At 60.7% G+C, this 22,222-nt stretch carries 28 protein-coding genes; 8 read left to right on the plus strand and 20 right to left on the minus strand.

The window, feature by feature from the left end; all coding sequences use genetic code 11:
• The first annotated feature begins 4 nt into the window (after window positions 1–4).
• The 3 genes from fliQ (at window position 5) to sra (ending at window position 1,550) form a co-directional block, all read left to right on the plus strand.
• Window positions 5–274, plus strand: coding sequence for a flagellar biosynthesis protein FliQ (fliQ, locus tag FOT55_RS20065; protein ID WP_004934803.1), 270 nt, complete (start codon window positions 5–7; stop codon window positions 272–274).
• Between the two features lie 2 nt (window positions 275–276).
• A complete protein-coding gene (gene fliR / locus FOT55_RS20070; protein ID WP_043138626.1) occupies window positions 277–1,059 on the plus strand; it encodes a flagellar biosynthetic protein FliR in 783 nt (260 codons plus the stop codon).
• Between the two features lie 356 nt (window positions 1,060–1,415).
• Entirely contained in the window at window positions 1,416–1,550 is a 135-nt protein-coding gene (gene sra / locus FOT55_RS25485) for a stationary-phase-induced ribosome-associated protein (RefSeq protein ID WP_087763075.1), read from the plus strand.
• A gap of 272 nt (window positions 1,551–1,822) precedes the next feature.
• Here sra and flgL read toward each other — a convergent pair whose 3' ends face one another.
• The 11 genes from flgL to flgB form a co-directional block, all read right to left on the minus strand.
• Entirely contained in the window at window positions 1,823–2,782 is a 960-nt protein-coding gene (gene flgL, locus FOT55_RS20075; protein WP_016927302.1) for a flagellar hook-associated protein FlgL, read from the minus strand.
• Between the two features lie 59 nt (window positions 2,783–2,841).
• A complete protein-coding gene (gene flgK, locus FOT55_RS20080; RefSeq protein ID WP_033643519.1) occupies window positions 2,842–4,491 on the minus strand; it encodes a flagellar hook-associated protein FlgK in 1,650 nt (549 codons plus the stop codon).
• 285 nt (window positions 4,492–4,776) lie between these two features.
• On the minus strand, window positions 4,777–5,721 hold the full coding sequence (gene flgJ, locus FOT55_RS20085) for a flagellar assembly peptidoglycan hydrolase FlgJ (protein WP_004934815.1): 945 nt from the start codon (window positions 5,719–5,721) through the stop codon (window positions 4,777–4,779).
• Window positions 5,721–6,821 carry a flagellar basal body P-ring protein FlgI gene (locus FOT55_RS20090; RefSeq protein WP_004934816.1) on the minus strand — a complete coding sequence of 367 codons (1,101 nt, stop codon included), beginning with the start codon at window positions 6,819–6,821 and terminating at the stop codon, window positions 5,721–5,723. The genes flgJ and FOT55_RS20090 overlap by 1 nt, the downstream gene beginning before the upstream one ends.
• A gap of 10 nt (window positions 6,822–6,831) precedes the next feature.
• A complete protein-coding gene (flgH, locus tag FOT55_RS20095; protein WP_004934817.1) occupies window positions 6,832–7,533 on the minus strand; it encodes a flagellar basal body L-ring protein FlgH in 702 nt (233 codons plus the stop codon).
• 83 nt (window positions 7,534–7,616) lie between these two features.
• Window positions 7,617–8,399 (minus strand): flagellar basal-body rod protein FlgG, encoded by a 783-nt coding sequence (flgG, locus tag FOT55_RS20100; protein WP_004934819.1) that lies wholly within the window; start codon window positions 8,397–8,399, stop codon window positions 7,617–7,619.
• 18 nt (window positions 8,400–8,417) lie between these two features.
• A complete protein-coding gene (locus tag FOT55_RS20105) occupies window positions 8,418–9,173 on the minus strand; it encodes a flagellar basal body rod protein FlgF (RefSeq protein ID WP_147823924.1) in 756 nt (251 codons plus the stop codon).
• Between the two features lie 12 nt (window positions 9,174–9,185).
• A complete protein-coding gene (gene flgE / locus FOT55_RS20110) occupies window positions 9,186–10,409 on the minus strand; it encodes a flagellar hook protein FlgE (RefSeq protein WP_147823925.1) in 1,224 nt (407 codons plus the stop codon).
• A 54-nt stretch (window positions 10,410–10,463) separates the two neighbouring features.
• The gene (gene flgD / locus FOT55_RS20115; RefSeq protein WP_016927297.1) at window positions 10,464–11,141 is read right to left on the minus strand and encodes a flagellar hook assembly protein FlgD; all 678 of its coding nucleotides are present in this window, start codon (window positions 11,139–11,141) and stop codon (window positions 10,464–10,466) included.
• Window positions 11,142–11,153: 12 nt separating this feature from the next.
• Window positions 11,154–11,558 (minus strand): flagellar basal body rod protein FlgC, encoded by a 405-nt coding sequence (flgC, locus tag FOT55_RS20120; RefSeq protein ID WP_004934826.1) that lies wholly within the window; start codon window positions 11,556–11,558, stop codon window positions 11,154–11,156.
• Window positions 11,559–11,563: 5 nt separating this feature from the next.
• Window positions 11,564–11,977, minus strand: a complete 414-nt coding sequence (gene flgB / locus FOT55_RS20125) for a flagellar basal body rod protein FlgB (protein ID WP_025303263.1) — start codon at window positions 11,975–11,977, stop codon at window positions 11,564–11,566.
• 160 nt (window positions 11,978–12,137) lie between these two features.
• On the opposite strand from flgB, the gene flgA reads away from it, so the two are divergent.
• The 5 genes from flgA to FOT55_RS20150 all read left to right on the plus strand — a co-directional run bounded on the left by flgA (window position 12,138) and on the right by FOT55_RS20150 (window position 14,608).
• Entirely contained in the window at window positions 12,138–12,791 is a 654-nt protein-coding gene (gene flgA / locus FOT55_RS20130; RefSeq protein ID WP_025303264.1) for a flagellar basal body P-ring formation chaperone FlgA, read from the plus strand.
• Window positions 12,792–12,920: 129 nt separating this feature from the next.
• Window positions 12,921–13,232 carry a flagellar biosynthesis anti-sigma factor FlgM gene (gene flgM / locus FOT55_RS20135; protein ID WP_147823926.1) on the plus strand — a complete coding sequence of 104 codons (312 nt, stop codon included), beginning with the start codon at window positions 12,921–12,923 and terminating at the stop codon, window positions 13,230–13,232.
• 40 nt (window positions 13,233–13,272) lie between these two features.
• Entirely contained in the window at window positions 13,273–13,707 is a 435-nt protein-coding gene (locus tag FOT55_RS20140; protein WP_025303265.1) for a flagella synthesis protein FlgN, read from the plus strand.
• A gap of 230 nt (window positions 13,708–13,937) precedes the next feature.
• Window positions 13,938–14,309, plus strand: coding sequence for a type II toxin-antitoxin system RelE/ParE family toxin (locus tag FOT55_RS20145; RefSeq protein WP_147823927.1), 372 nt, complete (start codon window positions 13,938–13,940; stop codon window positions 14,307–14,309).
• A complete protein-coding gene (locus tag FOT55_RS20150; protein WP_033632742.1) occupies window positions 14,306–14,608 on the plus strand; it encodes a helix-turn-helix domain-containing protein in 303 nt (100 codons plus the stop codon). The genes FOT55_RS20145 and FOT55_RS20150 overlap by 4 nt, the downstream gene beginning before the upstream one ends.
• Before the next feature lie 2 nt (window positions 14,609–14,610).
• On the opposite strand, the gene FOT55_RS20155 is transcribed toward FOT55_RS20150, so the two are convergent.
• The 9 genes from FOT55_RS20155 to cheR all read right to left on the minus strand — a co-directional run bounded on the left by FOT55_RS20155 (window position 14,611) and on the right by cheR (window position 22,189).
• Entirely contained in the window at window positions 14,611–15,015 is a 405-nt protein-coding gene (locus FOT55_RS20155) for a flagellar protein FlhE (protein WP_038629510.1), read from the minus strand.
• On the minus strand, window positions 15,015–17,093 hold the full coding sequence (gene flhA, locus FOT55_RS20160) for a flagellar biosynthesis protein FlhA (protein ID WP_147823928.1): 2,079 nt from the start codon (window positions 17,091–17,093) through the stop codon (window positions 15,015–15,017). Before flhA ends, FOT55_RS20155 begins: the two co-directional genes overlap by 1 nt.
• A complete protein-coding gene (flhB, locus tag FOT55_RS20165; RefSeq protein ID WP_043138644.1) occupies window positions 17,086–18,237 on the minus strand; it encodes a flagellar biosynthesis protein FlhB in 1,152 nt (383 codons plus the stop codon). The genes flhA and flhB overlap by 8 nt, the downstream gene beginning before the upstream one ends.
• Window positions 18,238–18,363: 126 nt before the next feature.
• A complete protein-coding gene (gene vapC / locus FOT55_RS20170; protein WP_033640020.1) occupies window positions 18,364–18,762 on the minus strand; it encodes a type II toxin-antitoxin system tRNA(fMet)-specific endonuclease VapC in 399 nt (132 codons plus the stop codon).
• Window positions 18,762–18,995: a type II toxin-antitoxin system VapB family antitoxin gene (vapB, locus tag FOT55_RS20175; RefSeq protein WP_060433377.1), complete on the minus strand. Its 234-nt coding sequence runs from the start codon at window positions 18,993–18,995 to the stop codon at window positions 18,762–18,764. The genes vapC and vapB overlap by 1 nt, the downstream gene beginning before the upstream one ends.
• A gap of 125 nt (window positions 18,996–19,120) precedes the next feature.
• On the minus strand, window positions 19,121–19,765 hold the full coding sequence (gene cheZ, locus FOT55_RS20180) for a protein phosphatase CheZ (RefSeq protein ID WP_004934858.1): 645 nt from the start codon (window positions 19,763–19,765) through the stop codon (window positions 19,121–19,123).
• A gap of 10 nt (window positions 19,766–19,775) precedes the next feature.
• The gene (cheY, locus tag FOT55_RS20185; protein WP_004934862.1) at window positions 19,776–20,165 is read right to left on the minus strand and encodes a chemotaxis response regulator CheY; all 390 of its coding nucleotides are present in this window, start codon (window positions 20,163–20,165) and stop codon (window positions 19,776–19,778) included.
• A gap of 102 nt (window positions 20,166–20,267) precedes the next feature.
• Complete coding sequence (locus FOT55_RS20190) at window positions 20,268–21,317, minus strand: protein-glutamate methylesterase/protein-glutamine glutaminase (protein WP_025303269.1); 1,050 nt, start codon at window positions 21,315–21,317, stop codon at window positions 20,268–20,270.
• The gene (gene cheR / locus FOT55_RS20195) at window positions 21,317–22,189 is read right to left on the minus strand and encodes a protein-glutamate O-methyltransferase CheR (protein ID WP_147823929.1); all 873 of its coding nucleotides are present in this window, start codon (window positions 22,187–22,189) and stop codon (window positions 21,317–21,319) included. The genes FOT55_RS20190 and cheR overlap by 1 nt, the downstream gene beginning before the upstream one ends.
• Window positions 22,190–22,222 lie beyond the last annotated feature (33 nt).

Raw genomic sequence — 22,222 nt, forward strand, 5'->3', positions numbered from 1 at the left:
CGAGATGACACCTGAATCGGTTATGGCGCTCGGCACCGAAGCGATGAAAGTCGCGCTGGCGCTGGCCGCCCCGCTGCTGCTGGCGGCGCTGATCAGCGGCCTGGTCGTCAGCCTGCTGCAGGCCGCCACCCAGATCAACGAAATGACGCTGTCGTTCATCCCTAAAATTCTGGCGGTGGTGGCCACCATCATCATCGCCGGTCCCTGGATGTTGAATCTGTTGCTGGACTACATGCGCACTCTGTTCAGCAACCTGCCCACCCTGATCGGCTGACCGTGCTCACCTTCGACAGCGCCCAGCTCACCGTCTGGCTCAGCCACTATTTTTGGCCGCTGCTGCGCATTCTGGCGCTGATCAGCACCGCGCCGATATTCAGCGAAAAACAAATCAGCAAAAAGGTCAAAATCGGCCTTGGCGGGCTGATCGTCATCCTGATCGCGCCGACGCTGCCCGCCAGCAATATCCCGATCTTCTCCGCCGCCGGCCTGTGGCTGGCGGTTCAACAGATTCTGATCGGCGTGGCGCTGGGATTGACCATGCAGTTCGCCTTCGCGGCGGTGCGCCTGGCGGGCGAAGTGATCGGCATGCAGATGGGCCTGTCGTTCGCCACCTTCTTCGATCCCAGCGGCGGCCCGAACATGCCGGTGCTGGCGCGCCTGCTTAACCTGCTGGCGATGCTGCTGTTCCTCAGCTTCGACGGCCATCTGTGGCTGATTTCACTGCTGGCGGACAGCTTCCATACCCTGCCTATCCAAACGCAGCCGCTGAACGGCAATGGCTTCCTGGTGTTGACCCAGGTTGGCTCGCTGATTTTCATCAACGGCATGATGCTGGCGCTGCCGCTGATCTGCCTGCTGTTGACGCTGAACATGGCGCTCGGCCTGCTCAATCGCATGACACCGCAGCTGTCGGTCTTCGTGATCGGTTTCCCGGTCACCATGACCTTCGGCATCATGACGCTGGGTATGATGATGCCGATGCTGGCGCCGTTCTGTGAACATCTGTTCGGTGAAATCTTCGATCGACTGGCGGCGGTAATCGGCGGCATGACCTTCTAAGCCCCTGCAACGCCCCTCCCTTTCCCCCTTATCTGCCTGAGACAAAATGGCAATAAAAACGCTTTCTTGGGACAAAAGCCTGAGAAACGCCTTTTATCCGGATTAAGGTTCAAATGTCTCCGGCGGCTTGAATAAATAAAACCCCGACCTAGAATAGACCCGGCAACAGAAATATCGCTTGTACCACGCTAGCCATCAGCGGCGATAAAAACGCTGACTCCCAATTGGAAATAAAAAATAACGCAGTCACGCAGGGTAAAATGCGCGACAGATAACTTACACCCTGAATAAATGCGTCCGGCGCCTACCGGCTGCAGGGCGCAGCATCGACCTTTGCTAACCACAGGAGCGAGTTCATGATTAAAGCGAAAAGCAACCGCAAAGCACGCCGGTTATTCGGTTTGACCCACTGGAAAAGCAACAAATTTAGAGTTTCGTTTACCGAGACGGCCGACGGCGGAAAATGGAAAGTGGAGAAGAAAAAGAAATAGCAGCGCTATTTATCGTCAGGAAAATAATATCCATCGCGATTATTCCGCCACTGATTTCAATAATGCCATTGCGCATTAAACAGGGGTGACAATCGTATTATTTCTTTCCTGATGAAAAAAAGGCGCGTCACTCAGTCAGTAGTGGGAGAACGAGCGACGCGCCAAACGAGTGCACCCGGTTTCAAGAAGCCTCCCTCCCCGCGAGACGGAGAAGGCATTTTCTAAGCGCACTAAAGGGAAACCCGTCGCGGTCAGGCAACGGGGTATTGCTCTTAACGATTCATCTGGAACAGCGACATGCCCTGCATATCGCTGAAGGTTTTATACGACGCCTGCAGCGCTGCCTGCTGCATGAAATAAGACGAGATAGACTCGGCCAGATCGGCATCCGTCAACGCGCTCATCTGGATCTGGTTGGTCATGTCACGCTCTTTACCGATGCTGTCCAGCTGATCCATTTCCTGCAGCTGACTGCCCAGCTCGGCGCGCACGCTCAACACGTTGTTGTAGGAGTTGTCCAGACCGCGGTTGGCTTTCGCCAAGGCATCGTTCACCTGCTGCTTGGTGGCCTCATCGGCGCCCTGCAGCGGGGTTTTCAACGCGTTCAGCGCAATATCGATGCTCTCGAATACGTTGCTGACCGGCGCGCTGCCGTCCGGCTCGGGCTTCGGATTGCTGGTCAACGACATGAACACCGCGTTGCCGGTATGGCCGATGGTCATGGTGCGGTTGGCGTCCACTTTCTGCTGAACCGTCTTGTCCCCGCCCTGATAACTGACGGTGCCGCCGTTATCGACGAACGGCGCCTTGTCGTTCACGTATCCGCCGAACATATAGCGGCCGTTGCCGTCGGTGCTGTTGGCCTGGTTCAGCAGCTGATCTTTCAGCCCCTGCAGTTGGGTGGCCAGCGACTGGCGATCGTTATCGCTTTCGGTGCCGCCGGCGTTGACGATCAACGCCTTCATATCCGCGATGGTGGAGGTCGCGCCGGCCAATACCGTTTCTTCCATCGACACGTTCTGACGGGCGAAGGTGCGCGCCAGGGTGTACTGGCTGTTTTCCGCCTGCGACTGCGACAACATCACCGCGCGCGACGCCGCCAGCGGATCGTCGGACGGGTTGATCACCCGCTTGCCCGAGGAAAGCTGCTCGGCCGCCTTCATGAACAGCGACTGGTTGCCCGTGATGCCGTTCATGTTCTGTTGGTACATCATGCTGGTGCTCATGCGCATGCTGTGGGTTCCTTACTCTGAGCGACCGGCGCCGTTATCGGCGCCGATTAACAATGAAATCAACGAATATTCAGCAGCGCGTCGAACAGCGAGCTGGCGGTCTGAATCACCTGCGCGTTGGCCATGTAGTACTGCTGAAAACGCAGCAGTTCACCGTACTCTTCGTCAAGGTTGACGCCGGACATCGACTGCTGTTGCGCGCCCAGCTGCGTGACGATTTTGGCCTGCGAGGTAGCGATGGCCTTGGCGGCGGCGGTCTGGTTGCCGACGCCGCTGACGATGCCGGCGTAAGCGCCGCTCAGGGTCGCCTTGCCGTCCACCAGGTTTTTGGTTTGCAGATCCAGCAGCTTCTTGGCGTTCTCGTTATCGCCGCGGCCGCTGTCGTCTTTACCGGCGGCGGCGATCTTGGACGAATCGGTGATGGCCACTTTCAGGTTGCCCGCCACGTCGCTGACCGGCTTCACGGTGAAGCTGTCTTTGGCCTGCGCATTGCCGTCGATGCTCACTTCCAACCCGTCGAAGTTCAGCGTCGGTTTGCCGTCGGCGCTGGTGCCCGGCGTGGCGTTGACTTTCACATTGTCCGGCAGGCGGCTGACCTGCCAGTTGCTGCCGTCGAACTCAACGCGATAATCGTTAGCCTTCACCTTGCCGGTATCGGTGTAAGAAACCGACAGCGACGCGTCGCCGGTGTTGCGGGTGTTATCCACCACCCGGCCACCGCTGAAGCTGAAGAAGTCGCCGCCTGCGTCACCGTTCAGATCGAAGCCGGCGCGATGCTGTTGGTTAAAGCTGTCCGCCATCGCCAGCGCCAACTGGCCCAGCTGATTGCGCACGCCGTCCAGCGTTTCGCTGCGGAATTTCAGCACGCCGCTCAGCGTGCCGCTGGTGATCTGGCCTTCCGGCACTTCGCTGGCGCCGTTGCCGCGGTTATAGCCGATAGTCAGACGGGAAGGATCGCTGCTGGAAGGCACGGCTTCCACCTGATACGTATTGCTGCCCTGCACCAGCGTCAAGCCGTTGGCGAAGGAGACGGTATAGGCGTCGCCGTCCTGTTGCGTGACCTGTACGCCCACCAGTTGGTTCAATTCGGTGACCAACTGATCGCGCTGATCCAGCAACGCATTCGGTTCGCCGCCGGCGCTGCCGCGCAAACGGGTGATCTCATCGTTCAGCTTCGCGATCTGCTGGCCGTAGCTGTTGATCTGCTGCGCCGTATCGCTGATCTGCTGATTAACGCCGTTGTCCATGTCGCGCAGGAATTTATCGGTGTTGTTGAACTGGTTCACCAGGCCGTTGGCCTTGCCCAGCACCGTCTGGCGCGCGGCGTCGTCACCGGCGTTGCTCACCAGGTTCTGCAGGTTGGTAAAGAAATCCTGCATGTTGGTCGACAGCGGGTTGGTCTTGCTCGCCAACAGATTGTCGATCTGCGAAATCTTCTCGTAATAGGCGTTCTGCGCCCCGAACGCGCTTTGTGCGCCGCGCAGCTGGTTGGTGATGAACTGGTTGTACTCGCGGTTAACGCTGGTGACGGTCACGCCGTTGCCGATAAAGCCGCTCATGGTGGCCATGCCGCCGTTCTGCGCCAGGATCGCGGTCTGGCGGTTGTAGCCCGCCACGTTGTAGTTGGAGATGTTGTTGCTGACGGTACTGAGCGCCACCTGAGCCGCATTCAGCCCGCTCATCGCGGTATTGATTAAGCTATTGGACATCGGAATTCCTTATGCTGCGGCGCCGGTGGCCCACAGGGTTCTTAATTGAGCTGCTGAGCCTGTTCGCTCAGCCTGTTTCGGTTATCGGCCAAAATGAGAAGAACTTGAGGAAAAAAAGCGGCAACGCGGTCAGCATCCAGCTAGCCTTCGTTACCGCCTATCCCCTAAATAATTGGCGTCGCAGCAAGGCGACAAGCAAGGGCGTCCCCGGGCGCTTGGTTAAGCCAAGTGACCGGGGCGAGCTTGTGCAGTCAACGCCGCTGCGGCGTCAAGAATGACGGGGATTTAGAACAAATCTTTCAGATCGTGGGTGTAAGCTTTCACCGCCTGTTCCCCCGCGCTCTTCATCTGCTGAATCACGCTGACCAGTTTGCTAGCGTACTGCGGATCGGTGGCGTACCCGGCGCGTTGCAGCGCATGCGCCGCCTGCTCCGGGCTGCGCGCGGCGGCCACGTCGGCATAGCGCGGGTTGTTGGTCAGCAGTTTGACGTAGTCGGCAATCGCTTCGACATACGAACCGTAGACGCGGAACTTCGCCTTCACCTTCTTCGCCGCGCCCTGTTCGAACTCGGTGGTGGTGATCTCCGTCACCGGCCCGTTCCAGCTGCCGCCGGCCTTGATGCCGAACAGGTTGTAGCTCGGCGTGCCGTCTGAGGTCGGGATCTCGCGCTGCCCCCAGCCGGACTCCAGCGCCGCCTGCGCGACGATCAGCTGATGCGGAATGCCGCTCTGCTGGCTGGCGACCTTCGCCGGGATCGACAGGCGAGCGACGAAGTTGCCGTTGTTGAGCGACAGTGGCGCGGCGGCCGGCGGGGCTTTCGGCATCGCGCGGCGCACCATCTGCTCCAGCGCCTGGTTCGGCAGCGTTTGCAGCACCTCGTTGTCCAGCGCCATCGGCGACAGGCCCGCCGTTTCACTCGGCACCGCGTTGGCGTTGCTCATCTGCTTGACCATCATGTCGGCCAGCCCCAGCCCTTTTTGCGACATCTGCTGAGCGATTTGCTGGTCGTACATCGAGGTATAGAGCCGCGTTTGATCGCTGCTCAATACCCCGTCCTGCGGCAAGGCGGATCGCATGCTTTTCAGCATCATCTGCACGAACATGCCTTCTACCTGCTGGGCCACCTGCTTGAGGTTGCCCTGCGGGTCGGCCGCCGCATCGCGCTTCAGACCGTTCAGCGCCTGGGCGTCATAGGCCGCACCCGACATTGCCATCAGATCGCCGGCCATCAGATGATTTCCAGCTTGGCGCGCAGGCAGCCGGCGCTCTGCATCGCCTGCAGGATCGACATCAGATCGATCGGCGTGGCGCCCAGCGCGTTCAGCGCGCGAATGACGTTGTTCAGGTTGGCGCTGGCGTTCACCTTCTGCAGCGATCCGCCCTGCTGTTGCACCGAGATCTGGGTGTTTGGCGTCACCACCGTCTGGCCGCCGCCGAACGGCGTCGTCGGTTGGCTGACGGTGTTCTGCCGATCGACCACCACCGACAGGTTGCCCTGGGCGACGGCGCAAGAATCGAGGATCACATCGCGGTTCATCACCACCGACCCGGTGCGCGAGTTGATGATCACTTTGGCGTCCATCGCCCCGACGTTAACGGTGATGTTTTGAATCTCCGCCAGGAAGCGCACCTGAGAGCTGTTGCCCTGCGGCACCAGCACCTGGATCGTGCGGGCGTCGAGCGGCGTCGCGGTGCCGCCGCCGCGTTGGCGGTTGATGGCGTCGCTGATCTGCTGCGCCAGCGTGAAGTCTTCGTCGTTCAGCTGCAGGTTGAGTACGCCGCCGCTGCCGAAGGTGGTCGGCAGCTCGCGCTCAATGGTGGCGCCGTTGCTGATGCGCCCGCCCGCCAGCTGGTTGACCTGCACGCTGCTGCCGCCGGCCGCCGCGCCCGCGCCGCCGACCAGCACGTTGCCCTGCGCCAGCGCATAGACCTGGTTATCCACGCCTTTGAGCGGCGTCATCAGCAAGGTGCCGCCGCGCAGGCTCTTGGCGTTGCCCATCGATGAAACCACCACGTCGATGTTCTGCCCGGCGCGCGAGAACGGCGGCAGTTTGGCGGTCACCATCACCGCCGCCACGTTTTTCAGCTGCATGTTAGTGCCCGGCGGCACGGTGATGCCCAGCTGCGACAGCATGTTGCTCAGGCTTTGGGTGGTGAACGGCGTCTGCATGGTCTGGTCGCCGGAACCGTCCAGCCCCACCACCAGGCCGTAGCCGATCAGGGCGTTGTCTCGCACGCCCTGCACCGTCACCAGATCGCGGATGCGCTCCGCCGCCGCCGGCAAGCACACCAGCCCGACGCACAGCGCGATAAACCATTTTTTCAGCATCAGTCAATCCTTAGAACGGTGAAACATTTAAGAAGAAGCGCTGCAGCCAGCCCATGGTCTGCGCTTCGTTGATATAGCCATTGCCGACGTATTCGATCCGCGCGTCCGCCACCTGCGTCGAGGTGACCGAGTTGTTGCCGCTGATGGTGCGCGGGTTGACGACGCCGGAGAAACGAATGAATTCGGTGCCCTGGTTGATGGCGATCTGCTTTTCCCCCACCACGTGCAGGTTGCCGTTGGCCAGCACCTGGTTGACCGTCACCGTAATGGTGCCGTTGAAGGTGTTGTTGGCGTTGGCGCCGCCCTTGCCGCCGAAGGTGCTGTCGCCGGAAATGTCCATATCGGCGCGCGCATTGCCCAACAGGCCGTCAAGGTAACGCGGCGAGGTGGCGACGCCGAACTTGCTGGCGCCGTTGCGGCTGGCGTTGGCGGAAGAGCTCTTGCTGGCGCTGACGTTTTCCTGCAGCACGATGGTCAGGGTGTCACCGACGTTGCGCGGACGGCGGTCTTCGAACAGCGGCTGATAGCCGTAGTTCATCGGCTGCACCGTCTGGAAGATCGAGCCGTTCGGCATCGGCGCGCTGGCCGGCGCGGGCTGCGCCGTGGTCGCACCGTCCACCAGCGGTTTATGCGGAATATAAGCGCAGCCGCTCAGCGTCAGCATCACCATTCCCGCCAGCCAGCGTTGTCCCTGCCGCGGCAGGATTGCCATCGAATATGTGGTTACCACGGGTATCGCCTTTGTTTCACGAAAGAGAATGACGGGCGCGGCAAGCCGGGCCCGTCAATGACAGATTACAGTTGCGTCAGCTTTTGCAGCATCTGATCGGAAGTCGAAACCGCTTTGCTGTTGATCTCGTAAGCGCGCTGAGTCTGGATCATGTTGACCAGCTCTTCCGCCACGTTAACGTTGGAGGTCTCCACGTAGCCCTGATACAGCAGACCGGCGCCGTTCAGCCCCGGCGTGCTCTCGTTCGGCGCGCCCGAGCTTTCGGTTTCCTGATACAGGTTCTCGCCCACGCTCTCCAGACCGCTGTCGTTGACAAAGGTCGTCAGCGTCAGTTGACCCACCTGCTGGGCGGCGGTTTGCCCCTGCTGGGTGACGCTGACGATGCCGTCGCGGCCGACGGTGATGGACAGCGCGTTCGCCGGAATGGTGATCGCCGGCTGCACCTGGAAACCGCTGGAGGTGACCAGCTGGCCGTTCTGATCGATCTGGAACGAGCCGTCGCGCGTGTAGGCCTGGGTGCCGTCCGGCAGCATCACCTGGAAGAAACCCTGCCCCTTGATGGCGACGTCTTTACTGTTGTTGGTCTGCGACAGGTTGCCCTGGCTGTGCAGACGCTCGGTCGCCACCGGACGCACGCCGGTGCCGATCTGCAGACCGGAAGGCAGCGTGGTCTGCTCGGAGGACTGTGCCCCCGGCTGACGCATGGTCTGGTACAGCAGATCTTCAAATACCGCACGCTGGCGTTTGAAGCCGTTGGTGCTGACGTTCGCCAGGTTGTTGGCGATCACGTCCATGTTGGTCTGCTGCGCGTCCAGACCGGTTTTGGCAATCCATAAGGATGGAATCATCGGTTATTTCCTTGCTGCTTAACTCATTGAGAGCAGTGAGTTGGCACGCTGTTCGTTTTCATCCACGCTGTGGATGACTTTCATTTGCATTTCAAAACGGCGGGCGTTGGCGATCATGTCGACCATGGTCTCCATCGGCTTGACGTTGCTGCCCTCCAGCACGCCCGGCATCACCCGCACCTGCGGATCGTTTTGCAACTGATTGCCGCGCAGCTGTTGGGTTTCCGGCGTCAGGCGGAACAGCCCGTCGTCACCGCGCATCACTTCGCGCGCGTCGGCTTTCACCAGCTTCAGGCGGCCGATCTGCGCGATGGTGTTCGGCGGATCGCCGGCGTTCAGCGCCGAAATGGTACCGTCGGCGGCGATGGTGATCTCCGCCGACGGTGGCACCTCGATCGGCCCCCCGTCGCCCATCACCGGCAGCCCCTGCACCGTCAACTGCCCGGTGGAGGAGATCTGAATGTTGCCGTTGCGGGTATAGGCTTCACCGCCGCCCGGCAGGCTCACCGCCAGGAAACCGTCCTGCTGCAGCGCCACGTCCAGCGGGCGCGCCGTATAGTTCAGCGCCCCCTGGCTCATGTCGGCACCCGGCGTCGACGCGGTCACCAAGGTGCGCGTCGCCAGGCTCGGCCCGTCGACCGGCACCGCGCGCAATGCGGCGAGCTGGGCGCGAAAGCCCGGCGTCGACGCATTGGCCAGGTTGTTGGCGGTAATGGACTGCTGCTCCAGCGTTTGGCGAGCCGCACCCATCGCGGTATAAATCGCGTGATCCATAACTCGACCCTATTAGCGCAGGCTAACCAACGTCTGCAGGATGGAGTCCTGCGTCTTGATGGTCTGGGCGTTGGACTGGTAGTTACGCTGTGCGACGATCATGTTCACCAGCTCCTGGCTCAGATCGACGTTGGAAGACTCCAGCGCGCCGCTGGTCAGCTTACCGAAGCCGCCGCCGCCCGACAGACCAACGCGCGGCTGACCGGACGCACCGGTTTCCTGCCACACGTTATCGCCCTGCGACGCCAGCCCTTCCGGGTTGGAGAAGTTGGCCATGACGATCTGGCCCAGCACCTGAGTCTGCTGGTTGGAGTAGATGCCCACCACTGTGCCGTCGTTGTTGATCTGGAAGTTGGTGTATTCACCGGCGGCATAGCCGTCTTGCGATACCTTGCTCACCGAGTCGCTGCCCACGTTCTGCTGCATGCTGCCGGCGAAGCTCAGGGTGAAGTTTTGCGCCGGTGCGCCGTCTTTGGCGGTCATCGGGATCACCATGCTGAACTCGCCCGGCGCGCCGTTGGTGCTGGTGGTTTTCACCAGGTTGCCGCTGGTGCTGAACTCCATGGTGCCGGCGTTCACTGGCGCGGCGCTGCCGTCCTGGGTGTAGACCTGCCATTTATTGTCTTCCGTCTTCACGAAGTAGGCGTTGATGTTGTGCGCGTTACCCAGCGAGTCGTAAGCGGTGATGGTGTTGACGTAGTTGTAGCTGTCCTGTTTGGTCGGATCGAAGGTCTTGTTCTCCGGCACTTTATGGGTGGACTTCAGGTTGGCCACCATCTCGCCGGAGGCGGATGCCTTGGCGTTCATCATACCTTCAGGAATGCTCAACGGCACCGGGTTGGCACCCTGTTGGATGGTCGGCGGAGAACCGGCCGCCGGGTAGCCGGTCAGCTGCAGCCCCTGCATGTTGGTCAGGTTGCGGTTCTCATCCAGCTTGAACTGACCGTTGCGGGTATAGAAGATGCCGCCGTCTTTATCCTGCATGCGGAAAAAACCGTTGCCGTTGATGGCCACATCCAGCGCACGGCTGGTACCGGTGGTGGTGCCACCCTTGAAGTTCTGGGTGATGCCGGACACTTTGACGCCCAGACCGACTTGCGAGCCAGCGAACATGTCGGCAAAGGAGACGCTGCCGGATTTGAAGCCCGCAGTCGCGGAGTTGGCGATGTTGTTACCGATCACGTCCAGGTTGGTTGCTGCCGCGTTCAAGCCGCTGACTGCCTGAGAAAAAGCCATGTTATTCTCCGAATAGTGGTCAGGCTATCGTCCGATTGAGCCTGATGCTTAGGGTTATAAGATCTGTCGCACGTCTTCCAGGGTGGCGTTGCCCGCCAGACCGAGATCCAGCTTGGCGCCGTTGCCGTCGCGGATCACGCCGTTCACCAGGCCGAAGTGCAGGCTGCGCGCCACCAGTTGCTCGCCATTGCCTTTGGCGTTAATCGCCACTTTGTAGGCGCCGTCGGGTGCGGTAGAGCCGTCATCCAACGAACCGTCCCAGGTGAAGGCATGCACACCGGCGGTCAGGCCGCCGATTTCGATGGTGCGCACCACCTGCCCACTGGCGTTGGTGATGGTAGCGGTCACCTGATCGGCAGCGCGCTCCAGTTCCACGCCGAACGGCGTCGTGCTGACCTTGCCGTCCTTGCTGCCGACCAGAATGTTATTGCCCGGCACCATCACGCCGTGGCCGATCAGCGCAGTGGCTTGCAGCGACTGGTTGCTGTTGATCTGGCCGGAGATCGACCCCAGCGTGGTGTTGAGTTTTTCGATACCCTGCACGGTGTTGATCTGCGCTAGCTGCGAGGTCAGTTCGTTGTTCTGCATCGGATTGGTCGGATCCTGGTTTTTCAACTGCGCCACCAGCAGCGTCAGGAAACTGTTGTGCAGATCCTGGCTGTTGGTATTTTTGCTGTTGTTACCGATGACGGTGTTGTCCAACGACTCGTTCGTGGTTGCGGCGATAGCCATGGGAACCTCCGGTTACTGACCCAACGTCAGGGTTTTCATCATCATCGACTTGGTGGTGTTGAGCACCTCGACATTGGCCTGGTAGCTGCGGGAAGCGGAGATGGTGTTGACCATTTCACCCACCACGTCGACGTTCGGCATGCGCACGTAGCCCTTGGCGTCCGCCAGCGGGTTGCCCGGTTGATAGACCAGACGCTCGGGCGCCGGATCGTCCACCACCTGAGCGACGCGTACGCCGCCGGTCGGCTGCCCGGGGGCCGCCGCGACCTGGAACACCACCTGCTTGGCGCGGTAAGGCTCGCCGTCCGGACCGGTCACGCTGTCGGCGTTGGCCATGTTGCTGGCGCTGACGTTCATGCGCTGGGATTGCGCCGATAACGCCGAGCCGGAGATATCAAAAATATTCAGTAAAGACATGCGCCTTATCCTTGTTGCAGCACGGACATCATCCCTTTGATCTGACCGTTGAGCAGCGTCAGGTCGGTCTGATATTTCAGGCTGTTATCGGCAAAGTTGGTGCGTTCGCGATCCATGTCCACCGTGTTGCCGTCCATCGACGGCTGATCAGGCACCCGGAACAGCAGATCGAGCTGCGGCGGCTGCAGGGTCTGCGCCGGGATGTGGCGCGCCGCCGTCAGGTTCAGCGACATGCCGTTGCCGCTGACGCGCCCCTGCTCCATCACTTTGTTCAATTGGCTGGCGAAATCGATATCCCGCGCCTGATAACCCGGTGTGTCTGCGTTGGCGATGTTGGCGGCCAGAATTTCCTGCCGCTGGGCGCGCAAGTTCAGCGCCTCTTGGCCAAAGCGCAGAGCCGCGTCCAGTTTGTCGAGCATGCTCCCTCCGCGAGGTTAGAATTTGGAGTCGACAGCATAAACGCCCCCCGCGCTACCCTATCGCGGGAATAAACGCAAAATGGGGCGCTATTTATCTGCTTAGCCTGCGCGCGCTGCGGGTACACTTACGCGTATCCCGATGAAGCTTGAGAAGATGACGATGAAAGGTAAAATGCTGCTGCTTATCGGCCTGCTGTGCAGTCTGAACGCGCGCGCCGACGATCTGGCGACGCAAATCGAAAGCTTCATCCAAGGCAAGTTCAGCGGCGAACCGGTACAGGTGAAAGTGCGGGTGCGCACGCCGCCGAACCAATGGCCCGCTTGCGAACTGCCGCAGCTGTCGCTGCCGCCCAACGCGCGGATCGGCGGCAACGTCAGCATTTCGGCGCGCTGTGGCCAGGAGCGGCGTTTTATCCAGACGCAGGTGCAGGTGTTTGGCCGCTATCTCGTTTCGGCGCGCGGCATCAGCGCCGGCAGCCGGTTGACGGCGGCGGATCTGACGTTGAAAGCAGGTCGGCTCGATACCCTGCCGCCGCGTGCGCTGACCGAAGCGAGCAAAGCGTTAGGTGCCGTCAGCCTGCGCAACATTAGCCCCGGTCAGCCGCTGACCCTCGCCATGCTGCGCCGCGCCTGGATTATCAAGGCCGGGCAATCGGTACAGGTCAATGCACAGGGCGAAGGATTCAGCATCAGCGGTGCGGGTAAGGCGATGAACAACGCCGCCGCCGAAGACAGCGTGCGGGTGCGCATGGCGTCCGGGCAGATCGTCAGCGGCGTGGTCGGGGACGACGGCGCGATCCGCATTACGTTATAAAAAAGTAAAGGTTCCGCAAACCTTGCCGATAAGACAAATCAAGCAGCATTTTATTGGCCACCAGGGCCGCAAAACTTTCATTGCAGCGTCGTCGCCCCCGAGCGGCCACGGCGTAAACGGAGATGGACCATGAGTATCGATCGCACCCAGCGGTTACAGCCGGTTTCCACTGTGCAACCGCGTGAAACCCCGGCCGACAACCCGCTCCAACCGCGCAAGGCCGCCGTGGCCGAAACCGCCGTCAGCGGCACGCAGGTCAAACTGAGCGAGGCGCAGGCGCGCCTGACGCAACCGGGCACCCAGGATATCGATATGGGCCGGGTCGAGGCCATCAAACAGGCGATCCGCAACGGTGAACTGAAGATGGACGCCGGCAAAATCGCCGACGCACTGCTGCAAGACGCGCAGAGCGATGTTCAATGGATCGCCGGACGCGACTGACAACGCGGCGGCGGGTAGCGATAAAGGATAAGTCATCACTATGGAAAAGCTGGTACAACTGCTGGACAAACTGTTGGAAACACTGCAGGCGCTCAATGGCGTGCTGGAGGAAGAGCACGACTTGCTGTGTTCCGGCCAGTTGCCCGGCGTGGCCTTGCAGCGCGTCACCGATGCCAAAAGCCAACTGCTGGCGACGGTCGCTTACCTCGAGCAACAGCGCCTGGGGCAGGAAAAAACCTGCGGGCAACGCGCGCCCTATGCCAGCCATGCGCCTCTGGCCGATCGCTGGCAACGCGTTCAGTTGCTGAGCCAAACGCTGCGTGAGAAGAACCAGCACAACGGCCTGCTGCTCAATCAGCAGATCGACCACAACGCTCAGGCGCTGGCTATCCTCAGTAAGAACAACAAATCGCTGTATGGCCCGGACGGCCAGTCGCACGCCGGCAGCCTGCTCGGCAGAAAAATCGGCGTCTGACCTGACTCATTTCGCCCGGTGAGCCTATCACCGGGCACGCGTTAGCCGACTTTTGCGCATCCCCTCGCATTTTCACCTCATCACCTCCTGAGTTCCCTTAACGTTATGCGTCAGGCTGCGCAGAACGGATATTTGCCTGTTCCCCATCACTCTCTATTTCGTCATCTTAGCTCGGTCGTTAAACATCTTGATCTGTACCCTTTAAGGGTATATTTTCACACGGAGAGTGAATGACCGACATTTATCTCACAAAAGCCTTCCAGACATTTGCCGGCGACGAACGCATCAGTGACGCCACGATAGTGAAAGCGGCGCGAGAGATGCAAAATCAGTTGTACGACGCCAATCTCGGTGGTTGCGTTTACAAAAAACGCATCGCCCGGATGGGGAGTGGAAAACAGCGCGGGTATCGGGTATTAATCGCGACGGCAGATGAAGGCAGGATCTTTTTCATGTATGGCTTTGCCAAAAACGAAAGAGACAACATCAATCAGGATGAGTTAATTTCCTGGCGGCATTTGGCGGCGCTGTATCTGGATTATTCACCATTCAGACTGTATCAGTTGGTCAACTGCGGGGAATTAATAAGGTTACAACTATGAGCAAGATGCTGAAATCGATCCACCAGGAAGTTCAGGGCCTGCACCGCGCCGGTTTCGTCGACGACGTGACCATGCGCACTTTCGACATGCTGTGCCTGCGGCCGGTGAAGCAGTTCGGGCCGGCCGAGATCCGCGCGCTGCGCGAACGGGAAAACGTCAGTCAGCCGGTGTTTGCGCTGTATCTCAACGTCAGCAAAAAGGCGGTACAGAAATGGGAGCGCGGCGAAGCGCAACCGAACTCCGCCGCGATGAAGCTGCTGACGCTGGTGGAACGCAACGGCCTGCAAATTCTGGCCTGATCTTACTGATAATTGACGATCACCTGATTGCCAATCACCCGCAGCGGCGGGTTCAACCCGCCTTGCGACTGCACGTAATAGACGAAACGCAATTCCGCATTGGCCGGCTCGCCCTGCAGACCGTTGCTGCTGCCGCTGCCGCCGCCCAGCGGAATGCAGCGGTTGACCGTGCAAAGCTGCGCCTGCAGCCCCACTGGTTCAGGCCCCAGCAAACGGTAGCGCCAGCTGACGCGGGTGATGCGCGCATTGGCATCCGGCAACGCGTTCGGCGGCCGCAAACCGGCGGACTCATCGCGCATGCCGCCCTGTTCCAACGTCACGCCCGCCCCTTCGGCCACCCAGGAGCCGGACACCGCGCCGGCGGTTAACGGCGCCAGCAAACACAACACGAACAGACAGCGTTTCATCAGGCGGCTCCAATGGTCGACGTCATGCGAATCTGGCGATCGTCGTTAATCTCCAGGTTGGACAGCACCACGAGCTGCGGCAGGCTGCGGCGCAGGAAGCGCGCCAGTAAAGGACGCAGCGCATGGTTAACCAACAGCACCGGCGGCGCGCTGAGCATCTCTTGCCGTTGCAGCGCCTGACGCGCCTGTTCCAGCAGGCGATCGGCCAGCCCCGGCTCCAGACCGCCGCCGCCCTGCAACGCCTGCAGCAACAGGCGCTCCAGCTGGGTATCCAAGCCGATAACCTGAATCTCGCCGTTGCCCGGGAACCACTGCTGCGTGATCGCCCGGCCCAGCGCCACCCGCACCACGGTCGTCAGCTCATAAGGATCGCTTTGCGCCGGGGCATGTTCCGCCAGCGTTTCGACGATGGTGCGCATATCGCGGATAGAAACGCGTTCGGCCAACAGGTTTTGCAGCACTTTGTGCAGCGTCGTCAGCGACACCACGCCCGGCACGAAGTCTTCGGTCAGCTTCGGCATCTCTTGTGAAACACGGTCCAGCAGCTGCTGAGTTTCCTGGCGGCCAAACAGCTCGCTGGCGAACTGGCCGATCAGGTGATTAAGGTGCGTCGCCACTACGGTACTGGCTTCCACCACGGTAAAACCCTGGATCTGCGCCTGCTCTCGCAAGGCGCTGTCGATCCATACCGCCTCGAGCCCAAAGGCGGGATCGACGGTTTTGTCTCCCGCCAGCTCGCCCACGGCATTGCCGGGGTTGATCGCCAGCCAACGGCCCGGCTGCGCTTCACCGCTGCCGATCTCAACGCCTTTCATCAGGATGCGGTAGCTGGCTGGCGGCAGTTCCAGATTGTCGCGGATGTGCACCACCGGCGGCAGATAGCCCATGTCCTGCGCGAATTTCTTGCGGATCCCGCGGATACGCCCCAGCAGCTCGCCGTTCTGTTGAAAATCGACCATCGGAATCAGCCGGTAGCCCACTTCCATCCCCAGCGGATCTTCCAACTGAACGTCGGCCCAGCTGGCCTCGGCGGCCTGCGGATTCTCCGGCATCGCCGGTTCTTCCACCGTTTGCGGTGCCTGTTGTTCACGGCCACGCAGCCACCAGGCCAGGCCCAGCAAAGCGGCGGTAAACAGCAGGAACACCAGGTTCGGCATGCCCGGCACCAGGCCCAACAGCCCCAGTACCCCGGCGCTCAGCAACATCACGCGCGGATTGTTGAACAGCTGGCCCACCATCTGCTCGCCGACGTCCTGATCGGTCGCGACGCGGGTGACGATGACGCCGGCGGCGGTGGAGATCACCAGCGCTGGGATCTGCGCCACCAGGCCGTCACCGATGGTCAGCAGCGTATAGCTTTCCGCCGCCGCCCCCAGCTCCATGCCATGCTGCACGACACCGACCAACAGGCCGCCGACGACGTTCAGCACCATGATCATCAGGCCGGCAATGGCATCGCCACGTACGAATTTACTGGCACCGTCCATCGAGCCGTAGAAATCGGCCTCCTGGGTCACTTCAGCGCGGCGTTTCTTCGCTTCGTCTTCACCGATCAGCCCGGCGTTCAGGTCAGCGTCGATCGCCATCTGTTTACCCGGCATGCCGTCCAGCACGAAGCGCGCGCCCACTTCGGCGATACGCCCTGCACCTTTGGTAATTACCATAAAGTTGATCAGCACCAGGATGATGAACACCACGATGCCGATGGCGAAGTTGCCCCCCACCAGGAAGTGGCCAAAGGCTTCCACCACGCGCCCGGCGGCGGCGGAACCGGTGTGGCCCTCCAGCAAGATGATGCGCGTCGACGCGACGTTGAGCGACAAACGCAGCAATGTGGAGAACAGCAGAATGGTCGGGAAGGCGGCGAATTCGAGCGTGCGCTGGGTGAACATCGCCACCAGCAGCACCATGATTGACAGCGCGATGTTGAAGGTAAACAGCAGATCGAGGATAAACGCCGGCAGCGGCAGCACCATCATCGACAGGATCAACAGGATCAGCACCGGGCCGGCCAACACCTGCCACTGCGTATCTTTAAAATTGCCCGGCAAACGAAGCAGGGAGGCCAAATTAGCCATCAGAGTCACTCTCTCTTGCAAAATCCAGTGCTTCCGGCACCGGTAAACGTTCAGGTTTTTTCGGGATCAGGCCGCCCTCGCGCCGCCAGCGGCGCAGCTGGTACACCCAGGCCAGCACTTCGGCGACGGCGGCATACAGGGTGGCCGGAATATGTTGTCCAATCTCGCTGTGCCGATACAGCGCACGCGCCAGCGGCGGCGCCTCCAGCATCGGAATGCGGTGCTCCGCACCGAGCTCACGAATGCGCAAGGCGATTTCGCCGGCCCCTTTGGCCAGCACTTTCGGCGCACTCATTTTTTTGTCGTTGTACTGCAACGCGACGGCGTAGTGCGTCGGGTTGGTGACGATCACGTCCGCCTTAGGCACGTCGGCCATCATGCGGCGCCGGGCGATCGCCCGCTGCTGCTGGCGAATGCGTCCCTTGACGTGCGGATCGCCCTCCTGGTCTTTGAATTCGTCGCGAATATCCTGCTTGGTCATCTTCAGCTTTTTGAAGTGGCTCCACAGCTGGTAGAACACGTCAAACGCCACCATCGGCGTCAATCCCAGCACCACCAGAAAACCGCAGAACAGGATCATCTGCAGCGCATTGCCCAACGCGTCGAGCGGCTGCTGAGTCATCAGATGCAGCATCGCCGCCCAGTTGTGCCACAGATAAAGACCGGTCACCCAACCGACCAGCGTCGCTTTGAGGATCCCTTTCAGCAGCTCGGCCAGCACCTGGGTGGAAAAGATGCGCTTCAACCCGGACAGCGGGTTCAACCGCTTCAAGTCGAATTTAATCGACTTGCCGCTGAACAGAATGCCCCCCAGCAGCATCGGCGCGGCGAGCGCCACCAGTACCAGCCCCGCCATGATCGGCAACAGCGCCAGCACCGCCTGACGCAGCAACATGCCGAGTTGGCGTACCATCTGTTTATCGTTGCTGACCATGCCATGGTCGAAGTTCAACCCCTGCGTGAGCATCGCCGCCAGCTGTTGCGCCATATTGCTGCCGGACATCAGGATGATCGCGAGGCCCGAGAGCAGCATCAGTACCGAGGTCAGCTCGCGGGAGCGCGGGATCTGGCCGTCTTCACGCGCCTTCTCCAGCCGGTGGGGCGTGGGGGCCTCGCTTTTTTCCAGATCGCTGTCTTCAGCCACGAAACGCCGTTCCTGTGTCGGGAGGGTAAAGAATGGCGGTCAGCATGCCAAAAAATTGGCGATGTCATTGGCGGAACAACGGGGAAAAAGGCGGGTTATTTAGGGGATGAGACCATCAGGGAGACGTTACAACCAATTTTCCAGCCGCAAACCCTCAACGCGCTCAAATTCGCGTCGATTATTGGTCACCAGGATCAATCCTTCGCTGCGCGCATGCCCGGCGATATGTAGATCGTTTACGCCAATAGGCGTTCCCTGGCGTTCCAGCGCAGCCCGGATATTGCCATAGTGCGATGCCGCTTTGGCGCTGTAATCGAGAATGTCCAATCGGGAGACAAAATCTTCAACGACTCTGGCGTTCACCGCTGGACGAGCGCTTTTCTCCACCCCGTGAACCAACTCGCCATAGGTGATCGACGAAATGACCATTTTACCTGCATAGCGATTGAATGCCTCCAGCACTTCCAGCGGCCGGCGCTTGATGACATAGATAACAATGTTGGTGTCCAGCATATGACTGAACATCAAAAATCTTCCCGCTCGCCCTGGTGCTGTCCTGCACGTTCATTGAGGAAATCATCGCTCACCTCATTTTCCGCACAGAAGAAACTGTCCCAGGTATTCTCCAGGGGGGCAAGAATGCGCTCTTTGCCCACTACGCGAACGGTCACTTTAGAAACGGTATCAGGGAAACGCACCTCTGCGGGCAAGCGTACAGCCTGTGTCCGATTATTGGTAAAGACAGAACCTAACGTCATGGCGACCTCCTTAAATTGGAGTACAAATTATAACCGCCATGCTGTATATAGCAATGCTATATACATTAATCTTTGCGGGACACCGCGCAACTTTCGGGGCGCGCCGTCGCGCGCCCCGAAAAGCCTCAGAAACCGAGGCTGTCGAGCAGATCGTCGACCTGCGCCTGGTTGGCGATGACGCCGACGCCGTTCTGGTCGAGCTGCGGGCCGTTCAGCAGGCTGTCGTTCGGCCGTTTTTCCTTCACCGGCTGCTCCGGCATGTTTTCCATCAGCACCATCAGCAGCTGCTTTTCGATCTCCTGCACCACATCCATCATGCGCTTGATCACCTGACCGGTCAGATCCTGGAAGTCCTGCGCCATCATGATTTCCAGCAGCTGTGCGTTGGTGAAGGCCGTATGGCCCGGCACCTGATCCAGATACTGGCGCGTGTCGTTGACCAGAGAACGCGCATCGTCCAGTTCGATGGGATTGGCGAACCACTCGTCCCAGCGCCCTTTCAACGCGTTGGCGCCGGATTCCAGCTCCGCCTGGCGCGGTTGCGCCGCCTCCACGCAGTTCAACGCCCGTTCCGCCGCCTGCGCCGTCATGGTTACGACATAGTCAAGACGGTCGCGCGCATCCGGGATCGCCTCTGCCGCCTGGGCGATCGCCTGATCGAGCCCCAGTTCGCGCATGCTGTCGCGCAGCATTCGGGTCAGTTGGCCGATGCGGGAGATGATCTCTCCCGCGGTCGCTGCATCGCTGGCAGGCATTGGAATGTCTCTCATCGCCCTCTCCTTACATGCCCAATTTTTCAAAAATCTTGTTGAGCTTTTCTTCCAGCGTCGCCGCCGTAAATGGTTTCACTACATAACCGCTGGCGCCGGCCTGCGCCGCCGCGATGATATTTTCTTTCTTGGCTTCCGCCGTCACCATCAGTACCGGCATCGCGGCCAGCGCGCTATCGGCGCGAATGGTCTGTAACAGTTCGAGTCCGTCCATGTTCGGCATGTTCCAATCGGACACCACGAAGTCGAAACCGCCGGCGCGCAGCTTGTTCAGCGCATCCGCGCCATCTTCAGCTTCTTCGACGTTGTTGAAGCCCAGCTCTTTCAGCAGATTTCTGACGATGCGGCGCATGGTGGAAAAGTCGTCCACAACCAGAAATCTGAGGTTCTTGTCTGCCATTGTTACTCCTGAAATAGTTAACCGTTTAATGATGCAAAACCGCAGGCCGCCGCGCGGCGAACCAGGGTCATATCGCCGCCGGGTAAACCCTGCGGACTAAAATTAAATGCGCAATGCCTGGCCGCCGGAAATCTGCGCCAACATGCGCTGGCTCATCCTGTCCAACTCAACCACTTCGCTGACGCCGCCGCTGGCGATCGCCTCGCGCGGCATGCCGAACACCACGCAGCTCGCCTCGTTCTGCGCCAGGGTATAGGCCCCGGCGCGGTGCATCTCCAGCATCCCCGCCGCACCGTCGTTCCCCATGCCGGTGAGGATCACCCCCACCGCATTGCGGCCGGCATATTGCGCCACCGAACGGAACAGCACGTCGACAGACGGACGATGGCGGTTGACCGCCGGGCCGTCATGCAGCTTCACCTGATAGTTGGCGCCGCTGCGCGCCAGCTCCAGGTGGCGGTCCCCCGGTGCGATGTAGGCGTGGCCCGGCAACACGCGCTCGCCGTCCTCCGCTTCTTTCACCGTGATCTGGCACAGTTTGTTCAGCCGCTCGGCGAACGAACGGGTGAAACCGGGCGGCATGTGCTGGGTGATCAGCAGCGCCGGACTGGTGGCCGGCAGCGGCTGCAGTACCTGGCGGATCGCTTCGGTGCCGCCGGTGGAGGCGCCGATGGCGATCAATTTTTCACTGCTCAGCAGCGGCGCGTGGCTGAGGATCGCCGGCGCCGGGCTGTTGGAACGCTGCGGCAGGCGCGCTCTGGCGGCGGTGCGGATCTTCTCGGCAATCAGTTCGCTGTAGGCCAACATGCCCTCACGGATACCGAGCTGCGGTTTGGTGACGAAGTCCACCGCGCCCAGCTCCAGCGCGCGCAGCGTGATCTCAGACCCTTTACCGGTCAGCGAAGAGACCATCACCACCGGCATCGGCCGCAGGCGCATCAGCTTCTCGAGGAAATCCAGCCCGTCCATGCGCGGCATCTCGACGTCCAGCGTCAGCACCTGAGGATTAAATTTTTTGATCAGATCGCGCGCCACCAGCGGATCCGGCGCAGTCGCCACCATTTCCATGTCGGGATGGCCGTTCACGATTTCCGTCATCAGCTGACGCATCAGTGCCGAATCGTCTACGCATAACACTCTGATTTTACTCATTACCTCTCCTTGGTCAGCCCATACACGGTCTGCCCACGCAAGTAGAAATCCCGGCTGATCTGGCTGAAGTTCTCGGAGTGGCCAGCGAACATCAGCCCCCCCGGCTTAAGCAAGGGAACGAAGCGGCGCAGGATGCGCTCCTGCGTCGCCTTATCGAAATAGATCATGACGTTGCGGCAAAAAATGGCGTCGAATTGCCCCGGCAGCGCCCACTCCGGCGCCAGCAGGTTCAGCGGCTGGAAGTTCACCCGCGCCGCCAGCTCCGGCCGCACGCGCACCAGCCCCTGATGCGGCCCGGTGCCACGCAGGAAATAGCGCTGCATTTGGGTCGGCGTCAGGGTGCGCAGATCTTCCTGGCGGTAAACGCCCGCTTCCGCTTTTTCCAGCACCTGCGTGTCGATGTCGCTGGCCCAGACCTGGCAACTGCCGGCCCGCAGGCCCAATGCATCGCTCAGCGTGATGGCGATCGAATACGGCTCTTCACCGGTCGAGGCCGCGGTGCTCCAGACGCTGTAGCCGTTCGGCCGCGAGCGCGCATGCTCCGCCAGGATCGGGAAGTGATGCGCCTCGCGGAAAAAGGCCGTCAGGTTGGTGGTCAACGCGTTGATGAACGCCTGCCACTCCGCGCTGTTCGGATCGCTTTCCAGCAGCGCCAAGTAGTCGCCGAAATCGTGCAATCCCAACAGCCGCAGCCGGCGCACCAGGCGGTTGTAAACCATCTCGCGCTTATGCTCCGCCAGCACGATGCCGGCGCGTTGATAAATCAACTGGCTGATACGGCGAAAATGCACGTCCGACAGCGGCAGACGCTGCACCATTTGCGTCAACATCGACGCTGTATCCCGGTTAGAAGTTGACGGCGCCTGTTTCATGCCGCCTCACCGGAGAAAAACGTGCTGCTTATG

The organism is Serratia bockelmannii, assembly GCF_008011855.1.
In the GTDB taxonomy this organism is placed as follows: domain Bacteria; phylum Pseudomonadota; class Gammaproteobacteria; order Enterobacterales; family Enterobacteriaceae; genus Serratia; species Serratia bockelmannii.

Bases quoted from the DNA above. Each gene is read 5' to 3' on its own strand.
- fliQ (WP_004934803.1), top strand. From the start codon at position 5: ATGACACCTGAATCGGTTATGGCGCTCGGCACCGAAGCGATGAAAGTC.
- sra (WP_087763075.1), top strand. From the start codon at position 1,416: ATGATTAAAGCGAAAAGCAACCGCAAAGCACGCCGGTTATTCGGTTTG.
- flgL (WP_016927302.1), bottom strand. From the start codon at position 2,782: ATGCGCATGAGCACCAGCATGATGTACCAACAGAACATGAACGGCATC.
- flgK (WP_033643519.1), bottom strand. From the start codon at position 4,491: ATGTCCAATAGCTTAATCAATACCGCGATGAGCGGGCTGAATGCGGCT.
- flgJ (WP_004934815.1), bottom strand. From the start codon at position 5,721: ATGGCCGGCGATCTGATGGCAATGTCGGGTGCGGCCTATGACGCCCAG.
- FOT55_RS20090 (WP_004934816.1), bottom strand. From the start codon at position 6,821: ATGCTGAAAAAATGGTTTATCGCGCTGTGCGTCGGGCTGGTGTGCTTG.
- flgH (WP_004934817.1), bottom strand. From the start codon at position 7,533: ATGGCAATCCTGCCGCGGCAGGGACAACGCTGGCTGGCGGGAATGGTG.
- flgG (WP_004934819.1), bottom strand. From the start codon at position 8,399: ATGATTCCATCCTTATGGATTGCCAAAACCGGTCTGGACGCGCAGCAG.
- FOT55_RS20105 (WP_147823924.1), bottom strand. From the start codon at position 9,173: ATGGATCACGCGATTTATACCGCGATGGGTGCGGCTCGCCAAACGCTG.
- flgE (WP_147823925.1), bottom strand. From the start codon at position 10,409: ATGGCTTTTTCTCAGGCAGTCAGCGGCTTGAACGCGGCAGCAACCAAC.
- flgD (WP_016927297.1), bottom strand. From the start codon at position 11,141: ATGGCTATCGCCGCAACCACGAACGAGTCGTTGGACAACACCGTCATC.
- flgC (WP_004934826.1), bottom strand. From the start codon at position 11,558: ATGTCTTTACTGAATATTTTTGATATCTCCGGCTCGGCGTTATCGGCG.
- flgB (WP_025303263.1), bottom strand. From the start codon at position 11,977: ATGCTCGACAAACTGGACGCGGCTCTGCGCTTTGGCCAAGAGGCGCTG.
- flgA (WP_025303264.1), top strand. From the start codon at position 12,138: ATGAAAGGTAAAATGCTGCTGCTTATCGGCCTGCTGTGCAGTCTGAAC.
- flgM (WP_147823926.1), top strand. From the start codon at position 12,921: ATGAGTATCGATCGCACCCAGCGGTTACAGCCGGTTTCCACTGTGCAA.
- FOT55_RS20140 (WP_025303265.1), top strand. From the start codon at position 13,273: ATGGAAAAGCTGGTACAACTGCTGGACAAACTGTTGGAAACACTGCAG.
- FOT55_RS20145 (WP_147823927.1), top strand. From the start codon at position 13,938: ATGACCGACATTTATCTCACAAAAGCCTTCCAGACATTTGCCGGCGAC.
- FOT55_RS20150 (WP_033632742.1), top strand. From the start codon at position 14,306: ATGAGCAAGATGCTGAAATCGATCCACCAGGAAGTTCAGGGCCTGCAC.
- FOT55_RS20155 (WP_038629510.1), bottom strand. From the start codon at position 15,015: ATGAAACGCTGTCTGTTCGTGTTGTGTTTGCTGGCGCCGTTAACCGCC.
- flhA (WP_147823928.1), bottom strand. From the start codon at position 17,093: ATGGCTAATTTGGCCTCCCTGCTTCGTTTGCCGGGCAATTTTAAAGAT.
- vapC (WP_033640020.1), bottom strand. From the start codon at position 18,762: ATGTTCAGTCATATGCTGGACACCAACATTGTTATCTATGTCATCAAG.
- vapB (WP_060433377.1), bottom strand. From the start codon at position 18,995: ATGACGTTAGGTTCTGTCTTTACCAATAATCGGACACAGGCTGTACGC.
- cheZ (WP_004934858.1), bottom strand. From the start codon at position 19,765: ATGAGAGACATTCCAATGCCTGCCAGCGATGCAGCGACCGCGGGAGAG.
- cheY (WP_004934862.1), bottom strand. From the start codon at position 20,165: ATGGCAGACAAGAACCTCAGATTTCTGGTTGTGGACGACTTTTCCACC.
- FOT55_RS20190 (WP_025303269.1), bottom strand. From the start codon at position 21,317: ATGAGTAAAATCAGAGTGTTATGCGTAGACGATTCGGCACTGATGCGT.
- cheR (WP_147823929.1), bottom strand. From the start codon at position 22,189: ATGAAACAGGCGCCGTCAACTTCTAACCGGGATACAGCGTCGATGTTG.